The 14,721-nt window shown below is 61.8% G+C and carries 12 protein-coding genes and 1 pseudogene; all 13 read left to right on the forward strand.

From position 1 onward, the window contains the following. The first annotated feature begins 83 nt into the window (after positions 1-83). Positions 84-1,128 (forward strand): annotated as a pseudogene (locus C6W55_RS04535) (aspartate-semialdehyde dehydrogenase). A gap of 105 nt (positions 1,129-1,233) precedes the next feature. Beyond that, a complete protein-coding gene (dapG, locus tag C6W55_RS04540) occupies positions 1,234-2,490 on the forward strand; it encodes an aspartate kinase (RefSeq protein WP_286891693.1) in 1,257 nt (418 codons plus the stop codon). Further along, the gene (gene dapA / locus C6W55_RS04545) at positions 2,490-3,374 is read left to right on the forward strand and encodes a 4-hydroxy-tetrahydrodipicolinate synthase (RefSeq protein ID WP_286891694.1); all 885 of its coding nucleotides are present in this window, start codon (positions 2,490-2,492) and stop codon (positions 3,372-3,374) included. The genes dapG and dapA overlap by 1 nt, the downstream gene beginning before the upstream one ends. Before the next feature lie 208 nt (positions 3,375-3,582). Further along, on the forward strand, positions 3,583-5,259 hold the full coding sequence (locus C6W55_RS04550; RefSeq protein WP_286891695.1) for a ribonuclease J: 1,677 nt from the start codon (positions 3,583-3,585) through the stop codon (positions 5,257-5,259). A gap of 127 nt (positions 5,260-5,386) precedes the next feature. Beyond that, positions 5,387-6,154, forward strand: a complete 768-nt coding sequence (locus tag C6W55_RS04555; RefSeq protein WP_286891696.1) for a ClpP family protease — start codon at positions 5,387-5,389, stop codon at positions 6,152-6,154. Further along, positions 6,151-6,372 carry a YlzJ-like family protein gene (locus C6W55_RS04560; protein ID WP_286891697.1) on the forward strand — a complete coding sequence of 74 codons (222 nt, stop codon included), beginning with the start codon at positions 6,151-6,153 and terminating at the stop codon, positions 6,370-6,372. The genes C6W55_RS04555 and C6W55_RS04560 overlap by 4 nt, the downstream gene beginning before the upstream one ends. A gap of 81 nt (positions 6,373-6,453) precedes the next feature. Continuing rightward, on the forward strand, positions 6,454-9,084 hold the full coding sequence (locus C6W55_RS04565; RefSeq protein ID WP_286891698.1) for an FtsK/SpoIIIE family DNA translocase: 2,631 nt from the start codon (positions 6,454-6,456) through the stop codon (positions 9,082-9,084). Positions 9,085-9,237: 153 nt separating this feature from the next. Next, positions 9,238-10,008 carry a spore cortex-lytic enzyme gene (sleB, locus tag C6W55_RS04570; protein ID WP_286891699.1) on the forward strand — a complete coding sequence of 257 codons (771 nt, stop codon included), beginning with the start codon at positions 9,238-9,240 and terminating at the stop codon, positions 10,006-10,008. A 102-nt stretch (positions 10,009-10,110) separates the two neighbouring features. After that, a complete protein-coding gene (gene yfmF, locus C6W55_RS04575; RefSeq protein ID WP_286891700.1) occupies positions 10,111-11,394 on the forward strand; it encodes an EF-P 5-aminopentanol modification-associated protein YfmF in 1,284 nt (427 codons plus the stop codon). 2 nt (positions 11,395-11,396) lie between these two features. Then, entirely contained in the window at positions 11,397-12,680 is a 1,284-nt protein-coding gene (yfmH, locus tag C6W55_RS04580; RefSeq protein ID WP_286891701.1) for an EF-P 5-aminopentanol modification-associated protein YfmH, read from the forward strand. Continuing rightward, the gene (gene ymfI / locus C6W55_RS04585; protein ID WP_015254902.1) at positions 12,677-13,423 is read left to right on the forward strand and encodes an elongation factor P 5-aminopentanone reductase; all 747 of its coding nucleotides are present in this window, start codon (positions 12,677-12,679) and stop codon (positions 13,421-13,423) included. Before yfmH ends, ymfI begins: the two co-directional genes overlap by 4 nt. 118 nt (positions 13,424-13,541) lie before the next feature. Then, on the forward strand, positions 13,542-13,796 hold the full coding sequence (locus C6W55_RS04590; protein ID WP_015254901.1) for a DUF3243 domain-containing protein: 255 nt from the start codon (positions 13,542-13,544) through the stop codon (positions 13,794-13,796). A 142-nt stretch (positions 13,797-13,938) separates the two neighbouring features. Next, positions 13,939-14,706, forward strand: coding sequence for a DUF3388 domain-containing protein (locus tag C6W55_RS04595; RefSeq protein ID WP_286891702.1), 768 nt, complete (start codon positions 13,939-13,941; stop codon positions 14,704-14,706). The last annotated feature ends 15 nt before the right edge of the window (positions 14,707-14,721 follow it).

Below are 14,721 nucleotides of genomic sequence, written 5' to 3' on the forward strand. Positions count from 1 at the left end.
TCCTGCCCGCGGCCGCACCGTACGGCTGATCGGCTGCAGCGGCCGGTTTCCCGTTCCATAGGTAAGAGGAGAGAAAGAACACGATGTCCGAACAAAAGCTGTACCATGTTGCGGTAGTCGGCGCGACAGGAGCCGTGGGGGAACAGATGATCCGGATGCTCGAGTCGCGGAATTTTCCCGTGGGCGAGCTCAAGCTGCTTTCGTCCGCCCGGTCGGCCGGGACGAAGCTGAAATTCCGCGGCCGTGTGTGAATATACGGTTCAGGAAGCGGGACCGGACAGTTTCGAAGGCGTCGAGATCGCGCTGTTCAGCGCGGGCGGCGACGTCAGCAGGAAGCTGGTGCCGCATGCGGTGGCCGCCGGCGCGGTATGCATCGACAACACCAGCGCGTTCCGGATGGATCCGGAGACGCCGCTTGTCGTGCCGGAAGTGAATCCGGAGCAAATCGCCCGGCACAAAGGGATCATCGCCAATCCGAACTGCTCGACCATCCAGATGGTGGCGGCGCTCAAGCCGCTCCATGACCGCTACGGCATCGCGCGGATCATCGTCTCGACCTACCAGGCGGTGTCCGGAGCAGGAGCCCGTGCGGTGACCGAACTGCTGCGTCAGACGGAAGAACTGCTTGCCGGCCGGAAACCGGAGCCGGACGTGCTGCCGGTCAGCTCGCTGCCGGTGAAGCATCAAATCGCATTCAACGCCATTCCGCAGATCGACAAGTTCCAGGACAACGGCTACACGTTCGAAGAAATGAAGATGGTGAACGAGACGAAGAAAATCATGGGCGACGATTCGATCGCGGTCACGGCCACCTGTGTGCGCATTCCGGTGCTGAGAGGTCATTCGGAATCGGTCTACGTCGAACTGAAAAGCGATTACGAGCTGGATGACGTCAGATCGCTGCTGTCGAACGCACCGGGCATTACGGTTGTGGACGATCCCGCGAGCCAGCGGTATCCGCTTGCGACCGAAGCCGAAGGAAGACCGGATGTCTTCGTCGGCCGGATTCGCCGCGATCTCACGCATCCGCGCGGACTCAATCTGTGGATCGTCTCCGACAATCTGCTCAAAGGTGCGGCCTGGAATGCCGTACAGATCGCGGAAACCATCGTGAACAGCCGCGGCTGAGACCGTTCGGCATCTACAGTCCGGCCATCCCAATCAGCTGATTCGCCAACCGTCCATTGCGACAGCGGCCGTCCGTCGTCCTAGAGCAAGGGGCGTGAAGCGGTCATGGCCATTCTGGTCCAGAAATTCGGCGGCACTTCGCTGGCTACGGACGATGCCCGAAGGCATGTGCTGCGGCATATCGTCCGCGAACGCGAGGCCGGGTATTCCGTTGTCGTCGTCGTCTCGGCCATGGGCCGGCAGGGCGATCCGTATGCGACGGATACGCTGCTGGCCTTGCCGGGCAGCGGGAACTTGCCCGCCCGGGAACGCGATTTGATCGCGTCCTGCGGTGAAGTGATCGCCGCCGTCGTCCTGTGCGGACTGCTCTGCAGCGAAGGCGTGCCGGCGGTCGTGCTGACCGGCGGCCAGGCCGGCATCCGGACGGACGGCAGTTTCGGCGCCGCGCGCATTACGCGCATCGAAACCGAACCGGTGCTGAGGCGGCTGGATGAAGGGGCCGTTGTGATCGTCACCGGATTTCAGGGCATGTCGCCCGGCGGCGATACGACGACGCTCGGCCGCGGCGGGAGCGACACGACGGCCGCGGCGCTGGGCGCTGCGCTCCGCGCACAGCGGGTCGATATTTATACCGATGTGGACGGCATTCTGACGGCCGATCCGCGGCTCGTCGCCGAAGCGAGGCCGCTCAAGGCCGTCAGTTACGCCGAGATCAGCAATCTGGCCAGGCAAGGCGCGAAGGTCGTTCATCCGCGGGCGGTCGAGGTTGCGGCGCAGGCGGGCATTCCGCTCCGCATCCGGTCGACGTTCACGGACGACGACGGGACGCTGGTGACGGGGCCGGGCATGTTCGGCGCGGGCGAGGTGCCCGATCGCCCGATCGTCGGCATCGCCCATACGGCCGGCGTGACGCAATTGACCGTCGCGTACGGATCTTCGGAACCGGGCGACATGCAGGTTCGGGTGTTCGGCACGATGGCCCGGCACGGAATCAGCATCGATTTCATCAATGTGACGCCGAGCGGATGCGTATACACCGTATTCGACGCCGACGCCGACCGGGCGATCGGGCTGCTCAGCGAACTGGGCTGCGCGTACTCGGCCATCCGCAACTGCGCCAAGGTGTCTGTCGTCGGCGGCGGCATGAACGGCGTTCCCGGCATCATGGCGGCGATCGTCGAAGTGTTGACGGACGAAGGCATTCCGATCCTGCAGAGCGCGGATTCGAACGCGTCGATCTGGGTGCTCGTCCGTCAGGCGGATATGGCGGACGCCGTGCGCGCGCTGCACGCCAGGTTCGGCCTTGACCGGCCGGCGGACGCGGCGCAAGGAGTGTCCCAACTGGCACAGGAGGAGTCGTAATGGATTTCGGAAGATTGATTACCGCCATGGTCACCCCGTTCGACGCGGAGGGCAAGATCGACTGGGAGACGACCGGTCGGCTCATCGATTATCTGATTGACGAGCAGCAGACCGACAGCATCGTTGTCTGCGGCACGACCGGCGAATCGCCGACGCTGGACGATGAAGAGAAGATCGCCCTGTACCGTTTCGCGGTTGAGCGGGGGGCCGGACGGGTGCCCGTCATTGCCGGCACGGGCAGCAACAACACGGCGCACTCGATTCATCTGACGAAGGAAGCCGAGGCGGCCGGAGCAGACGGCGTGCTGCTCGTTTCGCCTTATTACAACAAACCGAGCCAGGAAGGTTTGTATCAGCATTTCCGCGCGATTGCGGAATCGACGAAACTGCCGGTCATGCTGTACAACGTTCCCGGACGGACGGGTGTCAACCTCAACGTCGACACGACGCTGCGGCTTGCGCAGATCCCGAACATTGTCGCGACGAAGGATTGCGCGCCGACGGAGCAGCTGACCGCCATCGCGGCCGGGGCGCCGGCGCATTTCAAGGTGTACAGCGGCGACGACAGTCAGACGCTGCCCGCGCTGGCCGTCGGAGCGTACGGCATCGTCAGCGTGACGAGCCATATTATCGGCCGCGAAATGAAACAGATGATCAGCGCGTATGTCGAAGGCCGGACAGCCGAAGCGGCCAAGCTGCATCAGCGGTTGTCGCCGATCTTCAGGGGGCTGTTCAACTGCCCGCATCCGGTAACGAATCCGGTGCCGGTGAAGTACGCATTGAACCATGTCGGCATTCCGGTAGGCGGTGTGCGCCTGCCGCTTGTGCCGCTCACTGAAGCCGAGGCGGCCTTCGTGCGCAATCTGCTGGACAATCGTGAATAGGAGCAAGCGTAGTCGGAAAGACCGATGCACGATTTGCCGCATCGGTTTTCTTTGTGCGGACTTGCGGTCTTCGCCGCCGGGGGGTCAACTTGTGTGGCGCCTCCGGCATCATGTATAATGGGTTACAAGTGATCGGGATCGGCAAATCTTTGAAAAATCAATAGCGTTTGGATCGACGTCCAACAGTTACGGGAGGTACGAAATTCCATTGTCAAAGAAGAACCAGGATAAGCTGCTAATTTTTGCTTTGGGCGGCGTCGGCGAGATCGGGAAGAACATGTATGTCGTCCAGTACGGGAACGACATTGTCGTTGTGGATTCGGGGCTGAAATTTCCCGAAGAGGATATGCTGGGGGTTGACATCGTCATCCCCGACATCACGTACTTGACGGAGAACCGCGACAAGGTGCGCGGCATCCTGATAACGCACGGCCACGAAGATCACATCGGCGGACTGCCTTATGTGCTGAAACATCTCAATGTGCCGGTGTACGGCACGAAGCTGACGCTCGGATTGATCGAGGTGAAGCTGAAGGAAGCCGGTCTGCTCGGCGAGACGAAACGGATCTTGATCAACGCCGACTCGGTCGTTCAGCTCGGATCGATCAAAGCGTCGTTCTTCCGCACGAACCACAGCATTCCGGATTCGGTCGGCATCTGCCTCGACACGCCGGAAGGCGTCGTCGTCCACACCGGCGACTTCAAGTTCGATCACACGCCGGTAAACGGGCAATTCGCCGATCTGCAGCGGATGGCCGAGGTCGGCAAACGCGGCGTGCTGGCGCTCCTGTCCGACAGCACGAACGCCGAACGGCCGGGCTTCACTCCTTCGGAAAGCAAGGTGGGGCAGGAGCTTGAAGATATTTTCCGCAAGGCGAAACAGCGCGTCGTCGTCGCGACGTTCGCATCGAATGTGCACCGCATTCAACAGGTCATCAACGCCGCCATGGCAACGAAGCGCAAGCTGACGGTCATTGGACGCAGCATGGTGAACGTCGTGTCGATCGCTTCGGAGCTCGGCTATCTGCACATTCCGGAAGGCATGCTGATTGAGCCGGAGGAAGTCGGAAAGATGGCCGCCGACCGCGTGGTCATCCTGTCGACGGGCAGCCAGGGTGAACCGATGTCGGCGCTCACGCGAATGGCGCGTTCGGCTCACCGGAAATTGGACATCCTGCCGGGCGACACCGTCATCATCGCGGCGACGCCGATTCCGGGCAACGAGCGGTTTGTCGGCCGCACGGTTGACGAGCTGTTCCGCCTTGGCGCGAACGTCATTTACGGACCTACCGCTTCGTCGGCCGTTCACGTTTCCGGCCACGGCAGCCAGGAAGAGCTGAAGCTCATGCTCAACCTGATGAAGCCGAAATATTTCATCCCGATTCACGGCGAATACCGGATGCTGAGGCAGCACGCGCTGCTCGCGGAAAGCGTCGGCATCGAGCGCGAGAACATTTTCATTCTCGACAACGGCGATACGGTCGAGATCCAGGACGGCGTCGCCCGCAAGGGCAACAAGGTGCCGTCGGGCATCGTGCTGATCGACGGTCTCGGTGTCGGCGACGTCGGCAACATCGTCCTCCGCGACCGGAAGCTGCTGTCGCAGGACGGCATCCTCGTCGTCGTCGTCACGCTGAGCAAGCAGGACGGCACGATTCTGTCCGGGCCGGACATCATTTCCCGCGGTTTCGTCTATGTGCGGGAATCCGAAGGCCTGCTGGAGGAAGCGAACCGGCTCGTGACGCAGACGCTCAACAAGCTGATGAGCGACAATGTGAACGAATGGGCTTCGCTCAAGACGAACGTGAAGGATGTGCTCGGCAGATTCCTGTACGAGCAGACCCGCCGCCGTCCGATGATTCTTCCGATTATTATGGAAGTGTGACGGCCGGCATTGCCGACAACGATCATCTCCCCGCCATCTGTGCAGATGGCGGGGTTTTTGCTGCGCATAAAACCGCATGCCGGCCTCATACTAGGTGGAGCGCCAAAATTGAAGGAGGGTGGGACTGATGTCAGCTGTCGACATGGCGGGACCGGTCAATCTGCCGAATCCGCCGGAGGGGCCGGTTCCGGGTGACGGCGAGCAGGGGCGCGCGTCCGGATCCGTCCAGGCGGTGCAGCAGCTCGGACAGACGACGGTGCCGCAGACGGATTCGAACATTTTCTGCATGACGATCATCGGACAGATCGAAGGCCATATCGTGCTGCCGCCGCAGAACAAGACGACGAAGTACGAGCACCTCATTCCGCAGCTTGCCGCCGCGGAGCAAAATCCGAAGATCGAGGGCATCCTCGTCGTGCTCAACACGGTCGGCGGCGACGTCGAGGCCGGGCTTGCCATCGCCGAGATGATCGCTTCGCTGACGAAGCCGAAAGTGACGCTCGTGCTGGGAGGCGGCCATTCGATCGGCGTGCCGATCGCCGTAGCCGGCGACCGTTCGTTCATCGCCGAGACCGCCACGATGACGATTCATCCGATCAGGCTCAACGGTCTGGTGATCGGCGTGCCGCAGACTTTCGAATATCTGGACAAAATGCAGGAGCGGGTCGTCCGTTTTGTCACGTCGCATTCCCGGATCAGCGAAGCGCGGTTCAAGGAACTGATGTTCAAGACCGGCGAACTGACGCGCGACATCGGCACGACCGTCATCGGCCCGGACGCCGTGCGGGACGGGCTGATCGACGCGGTGGGCGGCATCGGCGACGCGCTGGCCGAGCTGAACCGGCTGATCGCGCAGCGGAAGCAGCCGGCCGGAACGGGCGGTGCACTGCAATGACATTTCATACGATTCTGCCGCTCGAAATCGTGCTTGACGGCATCGACGATCCGAAGCGCATGCGGCGAACCGTGGAAATCCGGACGGGCGGAATGCTGCTGGAAGTCGAACCCGTCGGGGACGGCTGCGGCCGCATTGTCCGGTTGCTGGATTGCCCGCTTGACAGCTATCTCAACCCCGAGCTGAACCCCGGCAATCTGATCCGCATGCCGCTCTAGCCGGTTCGCACCGAGCGGCCGGCCTTGCGGAACAATTATCCGGCGCTTCGCCAATATGGTATAATCGCACTGAGGTGACCGATGTTGGCGAAGCGCAAACGGAAGAAAAACGCTATCGGCTCAGCTTTGAAATATGAAGTGTACGGCATTCTCCTGATCACGCTGTCCGTCATCGCCATGTCCGGGCAGGGGTGGCCGGTCGACCAGGCGCTGGCCAATCTGTTCGGGCTGTTCTTCGGCGATTTTTATTTCGTTGTGCCGCTCGCCGGCATCTATGTGGGACTCATGACGATGATCAAGCGCAAATGGCCGTCGCGATGGTCGTCCCGCATGACCGGAATCGCTTTCATTCTGCTTTTCTGGCTGCTGACCTACACGGCGGGCGACGTGGAAGCGAAGACGAAGCCGCTGGGCGAGCCGGTGTCGGTCAACGCGATCATGATGCATGCCCGCGATATCCGCGAGCTGGCGACGCCCGGCGAGTTCTACGCCATGCCGATTATCGAGAAAAATTTGAGCGGCGGCTATATCGGCGCCCTTGCCTATGCGCTGCTGTTTTTTCTGTTCGGCAATTTCGGCGCGAAATTCGTTACCGTCGTGCTGCTGCTCATCGGCATCATGCTGGCGACAGGAAAATCGTACGTCGAACTTGCGCTCATGCTGCGCAGGCAGATCGGACGGTTCGTTCAGCTCATCCGGCTCAAACTGGCCGATTCCCGCAGACGCAGGCCGGCCGCCGCGCAGGCGGTTCCGGTTCAGGTCGAGGACGAACTGCCGGCGGACAAGCCCGAAGCCGATGATCCGGGCTCTCCGCTCATTCTGATCGATGATGAGGATCTGATGGACGACGATGATTCGTTCGTGCCGCCCAAGCAGACCGCGCGCCGCCGAACGTTGTTCTTCCCTTGGCGGAGCGATGCCGGGCGTAAGGAGGAAGACGCCTCCCCGGCTGAACCGGAACACGGGAATCCGGAGGCTGCGGACGCGGCGGTCGCGATGCCCGGCGAGTTGAACCCGCTCGAGCCGGTCCAAGGCATTCAGCCGGAGCCGGAAGCGTCGGAGGAAGCGGGAACGGCCGGCCGGGAACCATGGCAGCCTGAACCGCTGCGGCAGGAGGACCCGGTCGATCCGGTTGAACCGGAAGCGGATGCCGGAGATGGGACGGATGCGGCCGAGGAAGCTCCGGGGGCGGCTGCGCCCGCCTCGCCGGTCGTCCGGATCGGCGTGAAGCGGGAGAACAGCGAAGAGATCGGCGATACCGAAGATGCGGACGCCCTGCCGCCGAAACCGTCGCGGCCTTATCTGCTGCCGCCGCTGTCGCTGCTGTCGCGGCCGCAGCCCGGCAAGCACAGCGCCTCCGATCACGGCGAAGCGAGGCGCAAGCTGGAGGCGACGCTGGAAAGCTTCGGCGTGAAGGCGACGGTGCTGGACGTCGTGCGCGGACCGGCCGTCACCCGCTACGAGGTGCAGCCGGCCGCCGGCGTGAAGGTGAGCCGGATCGTCAGCCTGACGGACGACATCGCGCTGGCGCTCGCGGCGAAGGACATCCGCATGGAGGCGCCGATCCCCGGCAAGTCGGCGATCGGCATTGAGGTGCCGAACACCGAAGTGGCGACGGTGACGCTTCGCGAAGTGATGGAATCGCCCGTATTCCAGAACGCGGCGTCGAAGCTGTCCGTCGCTCTCGGCCGGGACATCTCCGGCCAGCCGATCGTCGCCGATCTGGCGCGCATGCCGCATCTGCTCGTCGCCGGCGCGACCGGCTCCGGCAAGTCGGTGTGCATCAACGGCATCATTACGAGCATTCTGTACAAAGCGGCGCCGGACGAAGTGAAATTTCTGATGGTCGACCCGAAAATGGTCGAGCTGAACGTTTACAACGGCATCCCGCACCTGCTCGCGCCGGTCGTCACCGACCCGCGGCGCGCTTCCCTCGCGCTGAAGAAGATCGTCGTCGAGATGGAGAAGCGGTACGAAGCGTTCTCGAAGACGGGTACCCGCAACATCGAAGGGTACAACGCGCAGATGAAGGACAATCCGGAAGCGCGCCTGCCGTACATCGTCGTCATCGTCGACGAGCTCGCCGACCTGATGATGGTCGCCGCAAGCGACGTCGAAGACGCGATTACGCGGCTCGCGCAGATGGCGCGCGCTGCGGGCATCCATCTCATCATCGCGACGCAGCGTCCGTCCGTTGACGTCATCACCGGCGTCATCAAGGCGAACATTCCTTCCCGGATCGCCTTCGGGGTCTCGTCGCAGGTCGACTCGCGCACGATTCTCGACATGGCCGGGGCGGAGAAGCTGCTCGGCCGCGGCGACATGCTCTTCCTGCCGGTCGGCATGTCGAAACCGATCCGCGTGCAGGGCGCGTTCCTATCCGATCAGGAAGTCGAGGCCGTCGTGCAGTTCGCCCGCGATCAGGCGCAGGCCGAGTACAAGGAAGACCTCGTGCCCGAGGTCGACGACGAGCCGCAGGAGGCGGATGACGACCTGGACGAGCTGTTCGATCAGGCGGTGCAGGTCGTGATCGAGGCGAAGCAGGCTTCCGTCTCGCTGCTGCAGCGGCGGATGCGCATCGGATACGCGCGGGCGGCCCGGCTCATCGACCAGATGGAGGCGCGCGGCATCGTCGGCCCGTATGAGGGCAGCAAGCCGCGCGAGGTGCTCATTTCCGAAGGGCAGTATCCGCCCGGACAGATCTCCTCCTGAACTTCATAGCCGATATGCGCACATTCCGGCGCCGGGCTGTTCAGCCCGGCGCCGGCCGATTTGTCCGGACCGACAATTCCTGCATAGGGTTCCAGCGGCTTAACCATACTAGAGGCGAATCCACCATGCGACAGAAAGGCGGAGTCGGACAGGATGAAAATACGACTGCTGGCAGCGACCATCGTCATCGTATGCCTCGTATTCGGAGTCTACACCCTCAGGCAGTTCGGCGACGGGATATCCGATGACGTGTTCAGCGACGCGGTGCTGACCGTCGGCTTCACCGGCAAGGATGTCGTGGAACTGCAAGGTCGGCTCCGCTATCTCGGCTATTATGACGGCGAGATCACCGGCACGTTCGACCAGAAAACGAAGAACGCGGTAACCTGGTTTCAATGGAAGTTCGGCCTCAAAGTGGACGGAATCGTCGGTCCGAAGACAAAACTGAAGCTGTGGGAAGCGACCAAGAACTGGAGGCCGACGGAAGCGGACAAGCCGAAGACCGGCGGAGGCGGAGGCGCCGCAACCGGCGGCGGGGGAAGCGCGAATCTGGCGAAGACGCACAACTTGTCCGAAAACGACATTCGCCTGATGGCCAACGCCGTGTACGGAGAAGCGCGCGGCGAACCGTACGAAGGGCAGGTGGCGGTGGCGGCGGTCATTCTGAACCGCGTCAAGTCTCCGAATTTCCCGGACACCGTGTCGGGCGTCATTTTCCAGCCCGGCGCTTTCACCGCCGTTGCCGACGGCCAGATCTGGCTGACGCCGAACGAGACGGCCCGCAAGGCGGTGATCGACGCCGCCAATGGATGGGATCCGACGGGCGGCTGCCTGTACTATTTCAACCCGGAGACCGCGACATCGAAATGGATCTGGACGCGGCCGCAGGTGAAACGAATCGGGAAGCATATTTTCTGCATGTAGCGTGCGGGAAGCAGCCTTGTGTCAGGTTGCTTCTTCCTTTTGCGATCGGGTAGAATGAAGGGGAACAACGGGGTTTCCATCCGATGGAAGGAGCTGAACCGGTTGACCGGACCATGGTTTGAACAGGGACAGTCGGGACGGATCCGGCTGCATGTCATGCCCACGAAACGGTTCAAGACGTACCAGTTCACGCTGTATGCGGGCGTTCCGCTGAGCGACGCGGACGTGACGCGGACGGCGCTGCTGCCGTTCGTGCTGCGGCGCGGGACGGCCGCCACGCCCGAGACGCGGGCGTTTCGCGAGCGGCTGGACGATTTGTACGGCGCCGGATTCGGCTTCGACGTCATGAAGCGCGGCGATTCGCATGTCGTCGTCTTCCAGCTGGAAGTGCTCCAGGATCGCTTCGCCCGCGGCGCGGGGGAGTCGCTGCTCACGGACGGCATGCGGCTGCTTGGCGAGGTCGTGACGCAGCCGGCGCTTGAGAACGGCGCATTCCTGCCGCATTACGTCGACACGGAGAAGACGACGGTCCGGAAGCGTCTTGAGGCCATCGTCAACGACAAGATTCGCTATGCGGCGGAACGCTGCATTGAAGAAATGTGCGCCGGCGAGGCCTACCGGCTCAACGCCTTGGGGAAAATCGAAGATTTGCCGCAGCTGACGCCGGAGACGCTGCATGACTATTACACCGGGTGGCTGAAGCGGGCATCCTTCGACCTGTACGTGACCGGCGATACGACGCTTGACGAAGCGTCCGCCATCGCCGCGGAATCGTTCCGGCTGCCGGACGGCGCGCCTGGATCGTATCCCAAATCCGCGGCATGCGGATCGGCGGGCGAGGTCAAGACTGTCGTCGAGCGGATGGACGTCACCCAGGGCAAGCTGAACATGGGACTCAGAATAGGCGTCCGCTATGCGGATGACGACTATCCGGCGGCGCTCATGTATAACGGCATTCTCGGCGCCTTCCCGCATTCGAAACTGTTCATCAACGTGCGCGAGCGCGCCAGCCTCGCCTATTACGCCGCTTCCCGCTATGACGGGCACAAGGGCATCCTGACGATCCAATCCGGCATCGAAATCGCCAATTTCGAGCGGGCGTCCGCCATCATACGCGAGCAGCTGGACGCGATGGCACGGGGTGACATCAGCGAGCTTGAACTGTCGCAGACACGAGCCATGATCACGGGCCAGCTGCGGGAGCTGCGGGACTCCGCTCCGGAAATGATCGCCTTCCACTTCAACGGCGTCCTGTCGGGCCGCAGCCGCGATGCGGACGAACTGGTCCGGCAGATCGAAGCAGTTACCCGGGACGATATCGTCCGCGTTGCCGAACGGGTGAAGTTGGATACGATCTATTTCCTGCGGGACGGGAAGGAGGAGTGACGGTGGAGGAAAGGCATTATCCGGACGTGGACGAGACGGTCGTGCGGGAGAAGCTGCCGAACGGCCTCGAAGTCCACGTGCTGCCGAAGGCCGGCTGCAGCAAGACCTACGCCGTGTTCGCAACCCGTTACGGCTCGGTCGACAACCGTTTCGCGGTGAACGGTGAAGAGATCCGGGTGCCGGACGGCATTGCGCATATTCTGGAGCATAAAATGTTCGAGGAGCCGGATGGAGACATCTTCGCGAAATTCGCGAAACAAGGCGCTTCGGCCAACGCATTCACCAGTTTCGACCGCACTGTCTATCTGTTTACCGCCGCGGGGCAGATTCCGGAAAATTTGGAGACGCTGCTCGATTTCGTCCAGCGTCCTTACTTCACCGACGAGAACGTCGAGAAAGAGAAGGGCATCATTGAGCAGGAAATCAACATGTACCGGGACAACCCGGACTGGCAGGTCTACTTCGGCTTGATCGGCGCCCTCTATCAGCGTCATCCCGTCCGCATCGACATTGCCGGCACGGCGGAATCGATCCGGCGCATCGACAAGGAGACGCTGTACCGCTGTTACGAAACGTTCTATCATCCATCCAACATGACGCTCGTCGTGGCGGGCGGAGCCGATCCCGGGGAAGTGATCCGGCTCGTCAGGGAGAACCAGGCGAAGAAGACGTTCGCGCCCGCGCCGGAAATCAGCCGGCTGTTCGACGCGGAGCCGCCGGAAGTCGGTTCGCCGCGCGTCGAACGGGAGCTTTCAGTATCGCTGCCGAAATGCATGATCGGATTCAAGGAAACAGATCTTGTCCGTGACGCGGACGGCCTGATGCGCCGGGAAGCGGTGACGAAGCTGATGTTCGAAGCGCTCATCGGCTCGAGTTCCGGGCTTTACCAGTCGCTTTATGACGAACAGCTCATTTCGGATTCGTTCGGCAGCGAGTACAACTGCACGCCGGAATATGCGTTTTCGTTCATCGGCGGGGAGACCCGCGATCCCGACGCGCTGCTTGCGCGGATTCGCGAGGCGATCGAGCGCGCGAAGGCGTCGGGACTCGATCCGACGCGGTTCGAGCGGGCGAAGCGGAAGCGGATCGGCGCGCTGCTGCGGATGCTCGATCGTCCGGATTCTGCCGCGAACGAATATCTGCGCTGGAATCTCCGCGGCGGCGATCTGTTCCGGCTGCCGGAACTGTACCGGGACATCGGGATCGATGAAGCCGAGGAACGGCTGCGCGCGCATTTCGACTGGAACCGTATGGCGGTTTCGATTGTCCGGAGCCGCCGGGCATGAAACCGCTGAAGGACATGACGGCACTGGTGACCGGCGCGAGCCGGGGCATCGGAGCCGCTGCCGCGGTGCTGCTGGCGGAAGAAGGCATGAACATCGTCGTTCATTATTATGCCGCGCGGGATCAGGCCGAAGCGACGGCGCGCGAGTGCGAGCGCCGCGGCGCGAACGTGATGGTGGCGGCGGCGGATCTCCGTAACTTCGCGGAGCTGGATCGGCTCAAGGACACGCTGGATGCAGCGGGCCTTTCGCCCGACATTCTCGTCAACAATGCCGGCGTCTCCCATTACGGCCTGTTCACCGACGTCACGGAACAGGATTGGGAGGATGTCGTCGGCGTCAATCTCAAGGGCATGTTCCGGCTTACGCAGCTGCTTGCGCCGGCAATGGTGAGGCGGCGTTACGGCCGGATCATCAATGTTTCCTCCGTCTGGGGGATTGCCGGCGCCTCGTGCGAAGTGCTCTATTCGCTGACGAAAGGCGGCGTGAACGCCTTCACGAAGGCGCTGGCGAAGGAGCTGGCGCCGTCCGGCGTCACGGTGAATGCCGTCGCGCCGGGCGCCGTCGAGACGGACATGATACGGGATTTCAGCGAAGAAGAACTTGCCGCCCTCCGCGCGGACATTCCGGCCGGCCGCCTCGCCAGGCCGGAAGAAATCGCTTCGCTGATCCGTTTCCTGGCATCGCCGGAGTCGGGCTACATTACCGGACAGATCATCAGCCCGAACGGCGGCTGGCTGACTTGAGCCGAAGCGGTTGAAACTTTTCCCGCTCTTATATCGTCGAATAATTGTAGCGGGCCTCGCCCAAACTACTACCGTTGACCATGCTTGTCGCACAACGCTGATGAAGGAGGCAGAAAGCATGTCGACGGTATTGACCAAATTTGATCATTGGAAACAGTTTCTCGGCGAGCGCGTCAAGTCGGCCAAACAAATGGGGCTGAGCGAAGAGACGATCAGCAAACTCGCCTTCGAAATCGGCGAGTTCCTCGACGAGAAAGTCGACCCGAAGAACGACGAAGAGCGCGTGCTCAAGGAACTGTGGGACGTTGGCGACACCGAAGAACGAAAAGCAATCGCGCGCATGATGGTGAAGCTTGCGGAGAAGAACGCATAATTTTTCGGTCGTGGGAAGCCTCCAGACAGCTCGGAGGCTTTTCCTGCGATCTTCTTCATTCGTGCAGGAATTTGACGGGAATTGTAGAAAAAGAATAGAAAATCTTGTGATCGACCTCACATCAGGCCGGAGGTTTCCCGTCTTGGAATTGAAGCAATGGTACATGGAATACAAGATTCACAAGAACCGCCCCGGTCTGCTCGGCGATATCGCTTCGTTGCTCGGCATGCTGGAAGTGAACATTCTGACGATCAACGGCGTCGAAGACCGGACGCGCGGCATGCTGCTGCAGACGGACGATGACGAGAAGATCATGCTGCTCGGCAATCTGCTCAAGAAGGTCGACAGCATCACCGTCAATGCACTGCGCCCTCCGAAGCTGGTCGACATATTGGCGATCCGCCACGGCCGATATATTGACAGGGATTCCGACGATCGGAAGACGTTTCGGTTCATCCGCGATGAGCTGGGGCTGCTCGTCGATTTTCTCGGTGAATTGTTCAAACGGGAAGGCCATCAGGTGATCGGACTGAGGGGCATGCCGCGCGTCGGCAAGACCGAGTCAATCATTGCCGGAAGCGTCTGCGCCAACAAGCGGTGGACCTTCGTTTCTTCCACGATGCTGCGGCAGACCGTGCGCAGCCAACTCTCCGAGGAAGAACGGTGCGCGAGCAACATCTTCATCATCGACGGCATCGTCAGCACGATGCGTTCGAACGAGCGGCACGCCGCCCTGCTGGAAGAGATCATGGCCATGCCCTGCACGAAGGTTATCGAGCATCCCGATATTTTCGTGAGAGAAACAGGCTTCGATCCGAGCCTGTTCGATTGCATAATTGAACTCCGCAATTCGCCGGATGAGGAGATTACATACGAATCGTTCAGCCCGGATTTCCTGGACGACCTTTAAACAAGTCCCCTGGAG

Source organism: Thermobacillus sp. (assembly GCF_003390775.1).
Classification (GTDB): Bacteria; Bacillota; Bacilli; order Paenibacillales; family Paenibacillaceae; genus Thermobacillus; species Thermobacillus xylanilyticus.